The sequence below is a fragment of the Planctomycetaceae bacterium genome, from assembly GCA_041398825.1.
Lineage (GTDB): Bacteria > Planctomycetota > Planctomycetia > Planctomycetales > Planctomycetaceae > F1-80-MAGs062.
The window spans coordinates 112,253-128,800 of record JAWKTX010000013.1 but is presented as its reverse complement, the minus strand read 5'-3'; the positions used below and the strand labels follow the sequence as shown (position 1 = coordinate 128,800).

At 54.5% G+C, this 16,548-nt stretch carries 12 protein-coding genes; 7 read left to right on the top strand and 5 right to left on the bottom strand.

The annotated features are described in order from the left end of the window. Positions 1-37: 37 nt before the first annotated feature. From R3C20_21345 to R3C20_21335, 3 genes are all read right to left on the bottom strand, one after another. A complete protein-coding gene (locus R3C20_21345) occupies positions 38-5,434 on the bottom strand; it encodes a protein kinase (protein MEZ6043053.1) in 5,397 nt (1,798 codons plus the stop codon). A 3-nt stretch (positions 5,435-5,437) separates the two neighbouring features. Further along, positions 5,438-6,058, bottom strand: coding sequence for an ECF-type sigma factor (locus R3C20_21340; GenBank protein MEZ6043052.1), 621 nt, complete (start codon positions 6,056-6,058; stop codon positions 5,438-5,440). Positions 6,059-6,484: 426 nt separating this feature from the next. Next, on the bottom strand, positions 6,485-7,138 hold the full coding sequence (locus R3C20_21335) for a hypothetical protein (GenBank protein ID MEZ6043051.1): 654 nt from the start codon (positions 7,136-7,138) through the stop codon (positions 6,485-6,487). A 531-nt stretch (positions 7,139-7,669) separates the two neighbouring features. Between R3C20_21335 and R3C20_21330 the strand changes: the two genes are divergently transcribed. The 4 genes from R3C20_21330 (at position 7,670) to R3C20_21315 (ending at position 12,296) form a co-directional block, all read left to right on the top strand. After that, entirely contained in the window at positions 7,670-8,719 is a 1,050-nt protein-coding gene (locus R3C20_21330; GenBank protein ID MEZ6043050.1) for a hypothetical protein, read from the top strand. A gap of 98 nt (positions 8,720-8,817) precedes the next feature. After that, positions 8,818-9,765 carry a DUF1559 domain-containing protein gene (locus tag R3C20_21325; GenBank protein MEZ6043049.1) on the top strand — a complete coding sequence of 316 codons (948 nt, stop codon included), beginning with the start codon at positions 8,818-8,820 and terminating at the stop codon, positions 9,763-9,765. A gap of 50 nt (positions 9,766-9,815) precedes the next feature. Further along, on the top strand, positions 9,816-11,279 hold the full coding sequence (locus R3C20_21320) for a hypothetical protein (protein ID MEZ6043048.1): 1,464 nt from the start codon (positions 9,816-9,818) through the stop codon (positions 11,277-11,279). A 36-nt stretch (positions 11,280-11,315) separates the two neighbouring features. Next, a complete protein-coding gene (locus tag R3C20_21315; GenBank protein MEZ6043047.1) occupies positions 11,316-12,296 on the top strand; it encodes a DUF1559 domain-containing protein in 981 nt (326 codons plus the stop codon). A gap of 98 nt (positions 12,297-12,394) precedes the next feature. Here the strand turns inward: R3C20_21315 and R3C20_21310 are convergent, their stop codons facing one another. Next, positions 12,395-12,541, bottom strand: coding sequence for a hypothetical protein (locus R3C20_21310; protein MEZ6043046.1), 147 nt, complete (start codon positions 12,539-12,541; stop codon positions 12,395-12,397). Positions 12,542-12,800: 259 nt separating this feature from the next. Here R3C20_21310 and R3C20_21305 point away from each other — a divergent pair, with 259 nt between their 5' ends. Both R3C20_21305 and R3C20_21300 read left to right on the top strand, forming a co-directional pair. Beyond that, positions 12,801-14,495: a sodium/solute symporter gene (locus tag R3C20_21305; GenBank protein ID MEZ6043045.1), complete on the top strand. Its 1,695-nt coding sequence runs from the start codon at positions 12,801-12,803 to the stop codon at positions 14,493-14,495. Continuing rightward, complete coding sequence (locus R3C20_21300; GenBank protein MEZ6043044.1) at positions 14,492-14,725, top strand: hypothetical protein; 234 nt, start codon at positions 14,492-14,494, stop codon at positions 14,723-14,725. Before R3C20_21305 ends, R3C20_21300 begins: the two co-directional genes overlap by 4 nt. Before the next feature lie 96 nt (positions 14,726-14,821). Here the strand turns inward: R3C20_21300 and cysE are convergent, their stop codons facing one another. After that, positions 14,822-15,664, bottom strand: coding sequence for a serine O-acetyltransferase (gene cysE / locus R3C20_21295; protein MEZ6043043.1), 843 nt, complete (start codon positions 15,662-15,664; stop codon positions 14,822-14,824). Between the two features lie 220 nt (positions 15,665-15,884). On the opposite strand from cysE, the gene R3C20_21290 reads away from it, so the two are divergent. After that, entirely contained in the window at positions 15,885-16,388 is a 504-nt protein-coding gene (locus R3C20_21290) for a hypothetical protein (GenBank protein ID MEZ6043042.1), read from the top strand. Positions 16,389-16,548: the final 160 nt, after the last annotated feature.

Genomic DNA, 16,548 nt, shown 5'->3' with positions numbered 1-16,548 from the left:
GATACCTGCGTTCCCTTCCGCAATACATGCTGAAAAGTCAGGGAAGGTTCTGCTGGGATTTGTCCCGCTTGACGAGCCGGGACGTCCAGATATTCAAGGAATTCCAGCTCTCCGGGTTCTCGCCCGAAAATACGCCCCGGCGACTACTGACCATCAGGAGACTCCTGTTATCCGCAGCTAACCGCGGGGCTCCGTCAATGCCCTCCGAGTGGAGTGATGTGACCAACTTGTACCGACCTTCGTAATTCTGGGTACTGTCACACCAAACCGACAGGAATAGTGCGTCGTCGCCTAAAGAGCTCAACTGGGAGCGATACAGCAGATATTTGTCATTTTCGAGCAGCGCGGGAAAGTCTTCGTACTGGTCCGAGTTGACGTTGGGTGGCAGTCTTGTTGACTCGCCAAATGGTGAATTTACTGCAGGGCGTCGAGCTATCCAAAGATCATGATTACCATCCCGAAACGAGCGGTACACGAGGGTCAGTCCATCGCTTGAAAGAAATGGTGCTGTTTCGTCGGCCCCTGAATTGATGTTGGGGCCCAGATTCATGGGGGGTCCGAACGATGAATCCAATGTTGGCCGTTCGGCGATCCACAAGTCTCGCTGGCCGATGTTACCATCGCGTTGCGAAACCCACACCATCGTGAGTTCGTCGTCGGCCAATGTTGGGCTGCTATCATAGTCAGCCCCATTCACTGGAGCCGCAAGGTTGGTGAAGTCAACAAAATCAGTGTCCGTAGATTCTCGCACTCCCAGCCAGATGTCGGACCAACCAAGTCCTCCGGTCCTTGACGAAGAGAAATAGAGTCGCAGACCATCTGGCGATAGATATCCTGGGTGATCCATTCCATTGGAATTGATATCTCTGCCAAGTGGTTCTGGTACACTCCATTCCCATTCATCGCTCTGTCCAAGCAGAGCAAGGATCGCTGGTTCCTCGATAACCCGTTCATTCGCCAGCTTCAACTGTTCATCGAACAGCCTGCGAATCTCTTCCGGAAGTTGATTAAGTGCCTGAATCCAGCGGCCGGTTCGGTCATCGGCCAGTCGATTTGTCAGTAAGCGCTGAACAGTCGAACGGACGGTGGCATCGGAGTCCGTGAGCAGCAACATCGCTAGATCTGCGCTGGACGTATCTGTGACCGAAGCCTGACTCAGGCACCCAAGCGCCATCAGACGCTGATCCGGATTGGTATGCTCGCTAAGCGTTTTCAACACGTGTCGGTACTCGACCTGCAATTCCGGATGGCGTAGAGATTCGCAGATTCCAACATAAGTCACATGAGAACCTTCTGTCTGACGAACGACTTCAGGCAGTCTGTTCAACCACGCCCGTGCCGTTTCAAATTCACCGGTACGGACACAGGCTTCGGTGGCCATTATCAGGAATCGATCCTCATTCACTTCTTCCGGAGAGATGGACTTCAGAAATTCAACAGCCGCCTGCCATTGATTCGTTTGCCAGAGAGACCTTAGTCGTTGCTCGATCTGAACCGCGACGGGATTCATCCTGCCGCCCAAAAGTTCATAGGGTGTTTCTCCGGCTTCGCGCACACGTCGTAACGTGTCCATCCATTCGTTGCTTGAGAGGCTGACTGTACCGTTACGTTCAATTCTTCTTCCGCTTGTCGCTTCTGCTGCCAACAGCAGAGCCCCTGGGGACGCGATTTCGTTTGGCTGATTTTCAACCTCTGTCAGCCAGAACGCAGCTCCTGGCCCGACGACCATCTGTCGATTACCAGCCAGTACAAATGACTCCGGTCGCATCTCGTGCCGCCGTGGAGGTGCAATCTCCCGGCCACTTGTTACATCCCAGAAACGAATGGCCTTCTGACTGCCCGTCACCACTATCCTGTCATCAGACACAAAATCCGCAAATCGCACTGCATTGTCATGTTCGAGGCCGGGTCCAGCAAGTTTGCCATCGCTCCAGTCCCAAACACGAGCCATTCTGTCTTCACAGGCGGTGACCAGTCGCGTTCCCGTTCTGTCAAAATTCACCTGCCAAACCTGTGCTGAGTGCGGCAGAGGTTTTGCTGCAGGTTTCCCCGTTTGGACATCCCAGATTGCAACTTCGCCTTTGTCTGTGGCGGTCGCCAGATACTTGCCGTCCGGGGAATACTGAGCGTCGTAAAAGTAACCAGTCGTGGTCAATTTGGTCTTGAGAGTTCCGTCTGTATTCCAGAGGCATATGGAAGATCCTATTCCCAGTGTGCAGAACTGGTCTTCGAAGGGATGAAATCGAATCATCCGCCGTCTGCGTTGGAATCCATGAACAGCAGATCCCTCGTGAATCATCGATGCTCTGACTTGCATCGTCTCTGGCTCGACAAGCAACACATGCCCCAGGCCACAGACGATCACAAGTCGACTGCCGTCCGGGTTGAACGCTGCATCCAGAGGCACGGATTCTGTCTTCAACGAATGAAGACCCTTTCCTGCTCTCCAGTCCCACAATGTGGCAACGCCTTCCTGTGCCATGTACTCGGCTGTCTTACCGTTTTGATCCGGGGCAGTTTTGCCTTCCGCTGTCGTCAGAGTGACCAGGGTATCTCCGGACACATTCAATGCGGTCGCGGTCAGTTCTGCGTTGAGTGTCAACTCGGGCGAGACGGGGAGCATCGTCTGAGTATCGTATACGTAGGCGGCACCTGGCCCAGCCTGCCATCGAGCTCCGGGAGTGGCGGAATATGCTCCGTCGGCGGAGACTGTTGATTCGTGGGGGAGCCAGAATTTCTTTGAATGAATCGTGGCATCGACGTCGGGACCACTTGACACCTCGGGGATACGGTACACCTTGACGACGGATTGATTGGAATTGAGTACCGAATCCAACTGCTGCGTGACGAGAAGCTGTCCACTGTTGGAAACTGCCAGCTGGTCCACGATTCCCTGAAGATCAATTGCGGCCAGCTGGGTGGTCAGATTGTTGGGGTCGTAAAGTCGAACAAACGAATCATGCGAACCGGTCGCAAGGATTTGGGAATTCGCTGCCACCGCGAGACTCGGAACGCGATCATCTGCCGGCGGAAGTGCCTGTAATGTTTTGCCGGTAGCAATCTCCACAACACTCACGACTGCATTCACGTCCGTTGTGATGACAATTTTCTTCCGATCCGAAGTCAGAACGGCATTTGCGATGAGCCGCGAACTTCCGCCCTGAAACGTGCGAATCACCTCTCCGCTTTCAAGATGAACCAGATTGAGTTCATGCCCCCCCTTCAGGAAAATCGCCGATTCACTCGAAACAATCAGCGGTGGGACGACGGCAACTCCTATCCCACCCCTCGATCGATGATCGATTGGCGGAACGGCTGGCTGTTCGCTGAGCGTTGATTGGTCAATTTCGTAGATTCTGGCCAGCGAATCCTTGCAGGCAGTCACCAGAAACCGTCCTCCATCCGAAAACTGAACGGAGTGCAATGGCTGAGGATGGTTGGCGATGCCGGAGAGTAAACTTCGGGATGTCAGATCCCATACGTGCAGGTCCTGCGATCCGGCAGCCAGTAACTTGCCGTCGTCCGAAAAAGCCAGCTGAGGGATCCCAGAGCCCGAGACGTTGAATTCATCCAAAACAGCCATCGACGGAAACGAATGCAATTTGATCTGACCGTTTTGGTTACCCACCGCAAGAATTCTTCCATCAGGGCTGAATCGTGCTCGACTGGAACGGAGCGTAAACAGGTGGCTTTCCTCCAAATCTCCGACGAAGGCATGTTGACTGGTTTGAATCAGCAGATGGCTGTCTGACGGATGAAACTGAAACGCCTCAACGCGTCCCCATTCGTTTGAAACGAAATACACGGGTACTGGAACTCGCCGCAGCCAGTTGCGCAAGCGCATCTGATTGATCCGCCGTCGCTCAGGCGTCGCATCCGGAGCATCGGCTACTTTGGCAAACCACAACAATGCCTCGGCATGCTCGTCCTGATGAGCTCGATTCATGCCGAATGATTCGTACATATCCAGCAGCGTTGCTTCGGCCCGCTGGCGTTGCACTTCTGCCTTCTGCAGGGCGGCTTCCGCCCGCGTCGTTTCATCACGGGCTCGCTGAGATTCGGCCTGGGCTTTATTCAACGCCTGGCCTTCGCGGTACAGGGCTGCTGACGTCTGCAGCCAGGCAATGGACGAGACAATTCCCACCGTTGCAAGCAATACAAACACGGTGGCGAGCAGAGAAGCCACGATGGGTTTACGACGACACCAGCGCCAGGTGCGTTCGAGCCTGTTGATGGAACGGGCCAGAATGGGACGATGATCGAGAAATCTCTGCAGATCATCTGCCAGCTCTCCAGCTGTTTGGTAACGCCGGTCCGGATTCTTCTCCAGACATTTCAGGCAGATGGTCTCCATGTCCCGAGGTATGTTTGCGTTGTAGCGCCGTGGACTGGGGGCATCCTCGGTCAGCAGTTGATGAAGCAGCATCCGAGTATTACCTCGAAACGGGCGTTCCCCCGTCAACAGCTCGAACAGGATCACGCCCAGTGCATGAATGTCACTGCGACGATCTGCGTGATGCCCTTCTCCCCGCGCCTGCTCCGGCGACATGTAGGCCGGAGTTCCCAGCACCTGACCGTCCATCGTGATCGTAATTTCGCCGGCTTCGCGTTTGGCTAGTCCAAAGTCCATCAGATGTGGCTCGTTGTTACGGTCCAGCATGATGTTTCCGGGCTTAAGATCGCGGTGAATAACGCCTTGTTCGTGCGCGTAGTGGAGCGACCTGGCGACTTTGATCGCCAATTCAACAGCCTCACGAACAGTGGGCCGCATTCCCGTCAGATAGTCAGACAGCGTGAGGCCATCGATGAAATCTGAAACGATGAAAATGCGATCGCCGTCTCGTCCCACTTCATGAACACTCACGATGCCCGGATGACGCAGCTGTGCAGCGGTGCGAGCCTCACGCAGGAATTGTTCGGTTTCTTCGGGCAGCAATTGGCCCTTGCGAGGAATCTTGACCGCAACAGTCCGATCGAGCGTCTTGTCGTAGGCACGATAGACGTTGCCAAACGCACCAACGCCGACTTTGTCCACCAGATTGAAATGGCCAACGGTTTCATCCTTTGACGGATGATAGGTCTGCGTGTCTTCGCTGCTGATCAGACTGAAGTTACTGCCACATGCTGAACAAACGACGTCACTTAAACTACTTTCTTCCACAATTTCGATGGGCTGGTGACAATGCGGACATCGAACATGAAGCCCCGCATGCAGATCTTCAATGAGTCCGACTTCGCGAGCAACTTCCCTGTTGAGCCCATGCTCAAGCGGGTCATCGGACAACGCTGCATACTGCAGCAGAGATTCCACTTCTTTCTGAAGTTCGTAATCATCAGCACACTGTTTTTTCAGCCAGTCATCCCGCAACTCACGGTCTATTTCCAGAGCTGCAAAAAACAGATCCTGCACGCGTTGTTTTCGATCGCCCGCCATGCCTCATGAACCTTCCTTTTGTCCGCTCAGCTCCCGATACAACCAGGCTTTGGCAAAGCGCCAGTCGTTATTCACTGTACGGATAGATACTTCCAGCGATTCCGCAATCTCTTCAGCCGAGAGCCCACCGAAGAACTTGAGTTCCACAACGGTTGCCGCCCGAGCATTCTCCTGTCCCAGGACTGCCAGAGCTTCGTTCAGCTCAAGCACGTCAATTGGTCTGGCGGAATCGGGCACAGAAACGTGCAACGGAATTCCTCGACCATCTTTTCCACCACGTTTTTCTGCCTTTCGGGACCGAGCGTAATCGACCAGGAGTCGACGGATGATGACGGCCCCCGCAGCTCGCAATTGCGATGAATTCGAGGGATCCAGATTCCTTTGCTGCAGGAGTTTCAGATAGGCGTCGTTGGCGATGATGGTTGCCTGTAGCGAATTGCCCGGCCTTTCCTGAGCAATTGCTCCCTGAGCGATTGCTTTCAAGTCGTCGTAAACCGACTGCTGCCAGGATGTTTCGGAATCCGGATTGTCGGGTGCCACCACGAAGAGCTCCTTAAGAAGACCAGTAACTTTCAGGGTCAGAGCATCTACCCTGACGTGGCCATGAATGAGAGAACGCGCCATTTGCCTGTGGTTGCATGGTCAGTGACGCTGTGGCGTCTTGAACCGACAAATTCACAACAATTTCCATTCGACAACACCGCCGCGCAAGTCATCCTGCGGATTGTACAAATTCAGGTCCGGTTCCACCTCCGTCACGGGTCGGGCCGGGCATCGTTTCGTTTTCCGGCTCCGGTTCCGTCGATTGGTTTCGACGCAGTCGTGATGGAACTCCGATTGCCACATCCATCCGATTCGACGGGCGAGGCGGAAGTGGAATGTGCGAACCGTCTTTCGATGGCCATTTCCGCTCGGCGGACGGATTGGCCTGAGGCATTCACTTCACCCGATGCAGTTGATCCTGTGCAGGTCTGGCGTCGAAATCCTCGACAGTCCCCTGAATGGCTCGCATGCCGCAAAAATTCGGAAAAGACATGCGAGGTCGAGTGGCTACTGATCCAAGGATCGGTTCCTGACCATGTCGGCAAGCTCCATACTCATGACGACATTCTGCCAGGGAAGGTGAGGATAGAGGTTTCTGAGAACCGCAAGATCTCGAGCGGACTGATCTTCGACCTGAAACTGCACCGGCCCTGGATTCGAATCGGACAGAAACTTGAGAACTGCCTTTTGTCCGCCAAGATTCAGAACGTCGAGACACCCGACGTACCGAATCTGCCCCGCGCGTACAGATACCGGGGAGACCAGTTCTCCACTGGAATTCCGGACAATTGTCATTTGCCCCAAAGGAACTCTTCGTTCAACAGACCAACCCGTAATCTCGTAGTTCCCTTCCGGAAGAAGGATGGCAAATGGCGTCCCGTTCCCATGTTCGTCATGTACCTCGTACTTGCTGCGAGGATACGGTTTGAACGAGACGATGCTGGTCTTGCCCGTTGCCATGGACTTAATCGTCAGGTTCTTCGACACGCAGCAACCTTCGGGCCGAGTCGGGTCACCGAACGGCAGGACGAAACTACCGGCAAGTACACCATGCGTCTTCAGTTGATCTGGAGAGATCGATCGCGGCAACGCCCTGGTACTGCACCCGGAAAGCAATAACAAAGCGACCATCATGATTTGCGGGTCAATTCTGGCGACCATCAGTTATGAGTCCGATTCCCGTTCTGCTGATCTGACATTCAATCGGTACGAGTTCACTTTTCTTAAGCCTGTCGCGAATGGTCGATGATTCATCTGCCTGCAGCAATACCAACCAGGGAAGCCACCTTACTCACACTTATCGCCGACATCTCTGCAGGTATTGATTCCGGCCGATTGTGCCGACAATGATGTGATTCCCATCGCTGGACCGTACAACGAATCCATGCTTCCGAACCGTGACTCAACGCCATTAGATTTCCGGGCGACGGCCGTTGCAGGTCGACTGACTTCGTATCACGAGTTTGCCATCATGACCGGCGAATTCGCTTGCTGGCATTTCCTTTCGGCATCGTTGCACAACATGTGCTCTGTCGACATCAATTGCAGGTCGCTTGTAGGTTGGGGTTAAGGGGAATAACATGATTCCGCCCTGGAGATGCATGCACTGAATCCATTTGCACGACAATTCAGACATCCACGCAGATTGCTTTCAGCCCGGGCCTTTCTGATCCACTGGAGGAGGGTGATTTGATGAACTCGGCGGGTTCTGTGTCCGTATCTGTCCTCCGCTTGACTGTCGCCCGACTTGCTGGCGTGATCCTGGCCGGGGGAGTTTGTCTCTCTGCGTTGCCTCATGTGGCCGCTCAGGTTTTTGCTCCGCCGGGGCAAACTTCGGTGAGGGCTCCCGGAAGGCAGGCCCCACTCGATACTCCCGGACAGTTGTCCCAGGTGGAGGCCGAGCGTCTGGTGGACGCAGACCTTGCAGAAGCAGTCGAAATGATCGACAACAAGAAGTCGCTTTTGCTGATGATGGACTTCCTGAATCCCGCTCTGAATGGCCTGCATTTGCCGGGACGAGTTCAGCGGGGTGGGATGTCAGAAGGCCTGTCGCAACCAGTTCCGGAAGCGATGCTGGCAGACCTTCGCACGATGCTCCACTCAGCTCGCGCAGGAAGCAAGACGTTCAACCGAACGCGAAACCTGGTACAGATTGATTTCGTCATCAAACCCGAAGAGGTGGTGACACCGGGCCTTCCCGCAACCATCGTTTCGCCGGATCAGCTTCAGATTCGAGGATCGCAGCAGGGTCTGGGGACGGACTTTCGAGCGGCGATTCGTAGTGCGATCGGAATGCTCGAGAACAATCAGATGGAAACGTTTGTGCGAGCCACCTATCCGCTTCCGGAACTCGCCCGCCTGACCAACGGTGATGAGCTCGAACGGTTGATCATCCGCCTCAAGACAGTCCCTGCAATGAAATCAGCGATGATTGAGACATTGACGGCCGTTCGCGACGGTGAGGCAACCCAAATCGGAGAAAGAATCGTCGTCAGCATTCCACCTCAGGGCACAGTTAGCGCAGGAAGAACCATCGAGTTCTCGCTTATCGATGGTCACTGGCGTTTTGCGGATCCCCTGGGACAGTCAAGGAATGACTTCAATCGGCTGGTCAAGGCTCCCGCCGCTTCCAGGACCGTTCCGGGATCTGCAGGTCAGGTCGTCCTGAAGTTTTACCCGGAAGAGCATTCCTGGCGTCTTGCCACAGTCCCTGTCGTGGTGCCCCTGAAAACTGAAAACTAAAGACTGAAAACGGCAAACGGAATACTTACGTTCGAACGGGAGCGAAATTTGTGCGAGCGCCGAATACAAGTCCCCCTGAAACCCATTGGAGTCTCCTTATGAAGGCAGATCCGGCGGCAAGACCGCGAATTCGCGGTTTTACTCTGATCGAATCGCTGGTTGTCGCGTCGACAGTCTCGATCATCCTGTCGATTGCAATGCCCGCTCTTCAGCAGTCACGCCAGGACGCCCGAAATGTGGACTGCAGGAACAAGCTGAAGCAGATTGCGCTTGCGATGCATAATTACCACGATGTTTTTAACACCTTTCCACCTGGCTGGATCAGCCGCGATGCTACGGGCCAGGGGCATCCGTCAACGGGCTGGCAGGTGAGTATCCTGCCTTTCGTCGAGCAGGCTCCCCTTTATAACAATCTTAACCTCGTCGATCCGGTTTACGAGACGGCTCCCGGCGACAGCGGAGCTCGACAGCTGAAGGACGTTCTGTTGAAGAAAGAAATCAGTGTCTTTCGATGCGATGCAGAACCCAACTCCGCAACGAATCCCCTTCGCGGTGACTGGGGACTCTCCAACTTCTCCGGCAATTTCGGGTCGCAGCCAATTCCAAGGTGGCCGGGACTTGAAGGCGTCGCCGCAGTTCCAACTCCTGCAAAGCCCGATGGTATTTTCGGAGTCAACAGCATGATTCGATTGCGAGATGTCATCGACGGAACGTCAAACACGATTCTGGTTGGCGAAAAATCTGTCATCAGCAAGGCGGGGATCTGGCCCGGCCCACGCTCCAACTTCCACGAATCAGACGTCGTTTCCGATGGCAGTGCTGCCTCGTCGTTCAACAGTAGTGAAACGGGCTTTTCCAGTCGACACGAAGGCGGCATTTACTTTGCATTGTGTGATGGTTCGGTTCGGTTCATGCGAGCCGATCTGAACCCAATACCTGTCACGCAACAGCAGCAATTCATAAGACCAGGGCAATCCAGTGAGCCACGTGGCATCTTTCAGAATCTCTGTAGTCGAAACGACGGAAATGTTGTCGGAGAGTTCTGACAAATACGAAATCGTGATTGCAGCCTGATTCCAACAGCGGAGTTTGCCGGATGCCGTTCAAAGTACTGTGCGAAAGTTGTCAAACGCGACTATCGGTGCGCGACGAGCTGGCCGGGAAACAGGTCAGATGCCCCAAGTGCCAGCAGGCCATCCGGATTCCGTCAGCGGCAGCCCCGGCCAGCAAACCAAAGCCGGCTTCAACTGCTCCTTCGGCACCAATAGCCGGCAGGCCGCCGAAATCAAAGCCTCGGCAACCGGCTGTGCCATCAGCCACTCCGAAGAGCAGCTTCGACGAAGCGTACGAGGAGGAAGACGACGCTTTTAATTTCGGGTCGGACGATCAGGACTTTCCCGGACAGGACGACGACGAGTTCGATCCGTATGGTGGAAGCGAAGCCCCCCGCAGTCTTCCTCCTGCCAAACGTGCATCCGCGAGAAGTGCAAGACCAGAAGAAACACCAGCAAAAAGTCAGGGTGGCAAAGAGTGGTTGTTGGCAGCCGGGTGCGGAGTTGGCGGCCTGCTGCTCGGTGGCTTGCTGGGAGGGGTATTCTTTTCCGGCTCGTCGGATGCAGCATCAGCGATTGACTCAACCGCTCATCAAGCCGTGACAGCATCCCCCAACCAGCCGGGGTTGGAGGCTGGATCAAATTTGTCGGCCCAACCTGCGTCCTCTGCTGCTGGATCCGGGTCCGATTCTTCCCTGGTGACAACTCCGGCTGTGCTTCCGCCGCCGAGTCCTCAGCTCACCGCCGAACAACTGGCTGGAGCGGCTGATGTTCGGCAGGTACTGGCAAAGATGAAAGACTTACTGACCAGCGAAAACGATCGTGAGTTTCTGATTCATTATGGTCCCATCGATGAACTTCGCAGTCTTCAGGCGGCAGAAGCAAATAGCCAGCCACTTCCGGAGATTCCGCGTCAGAACCTGCTGAATGCCATCGATGCTTTAGAAGCTCAGGTCGCCGATGTTGGAGCAACTGCAGTGGTGGCAACATTGACGGCCGATTCCGGCAGTGGGGAATCGGACGCAGGCCCCGGTTATGAAGGCGACGTGAATGCCGTGATTAACAGGTGGATTAGCGACCTTGAAGAAGGCAACGTCCGAGAGTTTATGTTGAATGCGTTTCCTCCCGATGCCCTTTCCGCGATGTTTCGCAATGGACCGGACCGGAACTTCGCAGCGATGGCGGATAAAGATGCGGCACTCGTTGTTCGCATGCTTCAGGATTTGAAAAGCCTGAGCACTGAAACACCCCGGATTGATGGTGACACCGCAGAATTCACGCTACCGGCCGTGACTTACACAGAGAACGAACTTCGATTCGTTCGGCCTCCGGGAAACCCATACGTAATCCCCGAACGAATCATCCGATTTTCTCGAATTGGCGGTTGCTGGCGGTTCTATTCCGATGGGTCGCTGCAACAAACCAGCGTGCTGGACGGCAAAGTCATCCGTCTTAACCTGGAGAGAGTTGGATCGTCATGGCGACTGGTCAGCTATCCCCGGCTCTGATGCCACCGGCTTTCATTTTTCCTTGGGACAGTTTTCATGAAACATTGCCAGAACCGCCACAGTCGGGGCTTTACGGTCATTGAGTTGTTGACAGTTGCCAGCTGCCTCTCTGTTCTTTCGGCACTGATCCTTCCTGCGATCCAGGACGCAAGAAGTGCAGCATTGCGTACAAAATGTCAGAACAATCTGAAGTCTGTTGCACTCGCCATGCACAACTACCATGACGTTTACAATGGATTCCCACCTGGCTGGATCAGTCGCTACCGCGATGCCGAATCAGAGGGTGGATTTGGCTGGCAGGCTCGACTGCTGCCCTACGTCGAACAAGCGCCACTCTACAGCAAACTGGAAATGAATCATCCCATGACAGAACCGGAAGGTTTGCTGACGGAATCTGTCAATGTCTACTTGTGCCCCGCAGACACCGACGCACCAAAGACCAATCCGTACAGAGGTGGATACGGCACATCTTCCTATTCCGGTTCCCTGGGCACAATTGCCCCAAATCGATGGATAGACGGTCGTGTGGAAGCCTACTGGCCGGGTGCAGTCACAACCTACGCGGCTTTACTACGTCAGGGACGTCCCGGGAAGAAAACTGAAGAGGACAAACAACTGCCCGGACCAGCGTCATTGCCCGAAGCAATGCTGGGTTCGCCGGATGGAATCTTTGGCTGGAATATCTCAGTGCGAATGCGCGATATCTCGGATGGAAGTTCCAACACACTGATGGCTGGTGAACGGTCCCGAATGAGCGGCTGGGGAATCTGGCCAGGCACGGGATCCAATCGATTCGAAACGGACGTCGTCACAGACGTGAGTTTTCAATCTCCGCTCAATCAATCACTCACCGGCTTTTCAAGTGCCCATCCTGGTGGATTGTTTGTCGCACTCTGTGATGGTTCTGTACGATTTTTGTCCGATGAAGTGGACTCTCGACCTGAAGGTGGCGTTCTGCAGTTCCTTGGAACTCGCAACGGAAACGAAGTGATCACCGGCAATCCGTTTCCGCAGTAGATTCCGCCTGAAGCACCATGCATCTTCAAATGCCCCAATTACACCTATCGCTAACCTAACAGCATTTTGAAGAACGGGACTGGCTCGAGCAGGAGACCTTATGGCTGGGTTGCCGGAGCACCAGCAGAACGGGCGGCCTGACTCGTCAAACCGGGAGCACCGCAAGCGTCGTCCACAATTGGCACCGTGAGGCAAACCGACAATGACCACGCCATCTCCACCAATTCTGCGATTCGCAGGAACATTCACGACTCTCCGTTCCGGCTGCAAAAGCGTGTCCGATTGCATCTTTGATCAACATTCATGGTACAGGACATCTTTTCGTCAGGATGGCTGAATTCTCAACGCGGTACAGATCGGAAAGCATTTTTCGACAGGAAAAGAGGTTCCGTAAAGTCTGCCCGGAACGATTCGTTGTTCAATTCAAATTTGCTATCGTGAGCTCTGTGATTTCTTGACGCCTCCCGCTTCGGCTGTCTTTTGCTTTGATAGGGTCCCCGGTTGATGCTGGCCGCAACCAACATCCTGACGCTTCCCGATTACATCGTTATTGCCCTGTATCTTGTTGGGACAATTGCCATCGGTGTGATTATCGGGATGCGGATGAAAACCGGGAATGACTTTTTTCTGGGAGGTCGGCAATTGCCGTGGTGGGCAATCGGCATGTCGCTGGTGGCAACCGATATTGGCGGGACAGACATTATTGGTGTTGGCGGGGCAGCCTACAGTCATGGCCTTGCTGTTGCTAATTTTGAATGGATCGGATGTGTACCGGCCATGATCGTCGGCGCGTTTGTCTTCATCCCGTTCTTTTATCGGACTGGCGTGTATACGGTGCCGGAGTTTCTGGAACGCCGTTACAACGCAGGGGTCCGATGCGTGATGGCAAGCTGCTGGCTTATTTTCATGGCCTGCAACCTGGGAATTATGCTGCTGGCTTCGGCAAAAATGATGTCTGCCGTATTCGGCTGGGATCCATTGGTGTGCATCCTTGTCACCGCGGTACTGGTCGGCGGCTACACAATTGTCGGCGGACTCGCGGCAGTCGTCTATACAGACATGATCCAGTGCTTTGTGATGATCGCCGGCTGCCTTCTGGTTCTCGTACTGGGACTGATTGAAGTCGGTGGAATTCGTGAACTGCGATCCCGTCTGGCGGAAGCGAATTCCAGGGCTGTTGCCACCCAACAGCAGAATTCTGATGACGTCGATCAATCAGCTGCCGGTGGTCGCCAATTGGAATCGGCATTGAGCCGGACCAGCGAGAAAAATGGCGAGCAGATGGCATTGATTCTTCCAGCCGATACCAAATCACCCTTTCCGTGGCCCGGTATTTATTTTGGACTGGCGCTCATACTGAGTCCTGCGTACTGGATTGGAAATCAGGCCATCGTGCAGCGATCGCTGGGAGCGAGAAGCGAGTTTGAAGCGAAGGCCTCGTACATCTGGGGAGCCTTGCTGAAGAATATCATCCCGTTGATTGTGGCCGTCCCGGGATTGATTGCGGTTGCGTTGCTGCCCGACCTGAAAGACGGAGATGCGGCGATCCCGAGCCTGGTTGGTCTTCTTCTGCCCGCCGGATTGCGTGGCCTTTTTGTTGCCGCATTTCTGGCCGCATTAATGTCCAGTATTGATTCTTATCTGAATTCTGCGGCGACAATCGTTTCCAATGATTTCTACAAGCGGTTTATTGATCCGGCGGTCACTGACGAAAAGCTACTGAAAGTTGGCCGTCTCACCACCGTTGCATTGGTCGGCTGGGCTTTGCTGTTTTCGTATTTGCTGACCTGGATGAATGAAGAGTCCGGAATCTACGCCATCTTCCAGACACTGATGGCCTTCTTCCAGGGGCCGGCATTTGCGGTGCTGTTGATCGGCATCTTGTGGAAGCGAGCGACCGGGCGAGCCGCTCTGGCCGCTTTAATCTGCGGGATCGGGACGGCAGTTTCTCTGTACACGTTCAATCAGCCAGCTGTCTTCGAATCTCTCGGCTGGGAACCGCTGTTCCGAGTCTCTGAGCCATTTCTGTATTTCTCAATCTGGGCGTTTCTGATCACGGCAGCCATTCTGGTCATTGGCAGCCTGATGGATTCAAGGCCGACGGCCGGGAACCTTGAATTCGTCCTGAGCAATCTCACCAGAAACAGCGACAACGTACCGTCAAAGGTCTCGCAACAGAGGGATGGAGGTGCGACATGACTCCTGTACATCAACTGGGCGAGTGGCTGCGACAGTTGCTGCAGGCCGTGCCATTACCGGCCGTTCGCGCTTTGTTCGTGGGTAGTCTGATCATCCTTCTTGTCTGGGTCCTGCGTTTGCCGACGTCAGAAGTTTCTCCACCCGGTGGCGCAAAGCGATGGGACGAGAATCTGAAGTTCGGCGCGTGTTTGGCCCTGGCCATCCAGATCGTGATCTACGCGATCCTTTGACGTGAGATGACGCCGCTATACTGCGTTGTGATGAACCTGTCTGCGTTGTGATGAACCTGCTGACCTCGATCATGCGTGCCTTTCGCATCAACCGATTCAGATCCCCTCACCGGTGAACTCCTGGTCCATATCAAGTGCTGGTGATTCCGAACAGGGCCTGCCGACGGTCACCGCCGGCACGCCGGCTACGGTGCAGTGCGGTGCGACATTTTTCAGTACAACGCTGCCGGCACCGACTTTCGCCCCTTCTCCGATTTCGACGTTGCCCAGGATCTTAGCTCCCGCCCCTATCAGGACGCCGCGTCGAACCTTTGGGTGACGATCGCCGGTTTGCTTACCGGTCCCGCCCAGCGTAACCTCGTGCAGCAGAGACACATCATCTTCAATCACGGCGGTTTCTCCCACAACGATTGACGTCGCGTGATCCATCAGGATGCCTCGACCGATTCTTGCGGCGGGATGAATATCAACGCCGAAGACCTCAGAAATTCGATTTTGCAGGTGCAGAGCAAGCAGCCTGCGTCCGCAGCTCCATAACCAGTGACCAACTCGATGACTGGCCAGTGCATGGACACCCTTGAGATAAAGAAGCGGCACGAGACAACAACTGACCGCCGGATCCCGGTCCTGCACGGCCTGAATATCGCAGCAGACCGCTGCCGCGATTGATGGATCGGCTTCCATCGCCTGCTGAATAACTTCCCTCAACTGCATCGCGGATAATGTGCTGGAGGCAAGTTTTCCAGCGAGATGGTAGCTGACAGCGTCTTCAAAACGATCGTGATTGAGGATTGTCGCGTGCAAGAAACTGGCAAGCATCGGTTCATTTGCAACGTTTTCCTCAGCGGCGTCACGGATGTTTTTCCAGATACGGGCATCCGCTCCACCGACACAATGGGGGGATGAGGAAGATTCGGAGACAGAAGCTGAGGGTAACATGAGATAAGCTTTGCGCTGCTGGAATGAAAGCTGTTTGTAAATTATGAAACTTTGTAGATCGATTTCAGCGAGATATTCGGAGGCGTGGTGGGCGATTTCGTTTCCGACTCTGCCAGTTTTGTCAGGCAGATTCTGGCTGATCTGTCGGTCGCTGCTTATGATAGCCCCGTCAGGAAAAGTGAATCTTCCGCCAAGTCTCCTCAGGAGTAAAGGATCCATAATGAAAACAAAGATTCAGTGGTTTGTTTGTTGGTGCCTCAGCTTGATCGTTGTTGGGGGCGCAGTCGTGATCTTCAATTCAGAGCAGCCACTGAAGGCCACCGTGGCTCATGGTAACGACAAATTCTCAATGGTGACGGTTCCCGTCGCTCCCGGTGATCCGGAAGCAGTTTTTGTCCTGAACCATCTGACCGGTGTACTGCGTGGCGCTGCGTTCAACAATTCGACGAACACATTCACCCATCACTTCATCTACAACGTAGCAGCCGACTTTCAGGGGGCGATTGCTTCACCGGAACCCAAATTTGCGATTGTTTCCACACAGGCGTCGCTCCGATCAGGAGCTGGCGCGCAGCCTGCCAATGGCGTGATCTATATTGGTGAGCTTACTTCCGGGATTGTCATTGCTTATGGATTTCCAATGCCAAGAGGTCGTGCCGCGGCCGTCCCGGGTGGATTGTTTCGACTCGATGCATTTCAGTTCACTGAAAGCGTAGGGGGTTAGCTGCCCGTCGAAAAACCGGGACAGGCACGCTGGACGGCGGTAAACCTTCGTGTTCTCAGGTCTCCTGCTCGAGCCAGTCCCGTTCTTCAACAGGCTGTTCACGCAAGTCAACCTCACGTAAGAAATCACCTTTCGATGAAAGGTGAATTTCCGCTCGGTC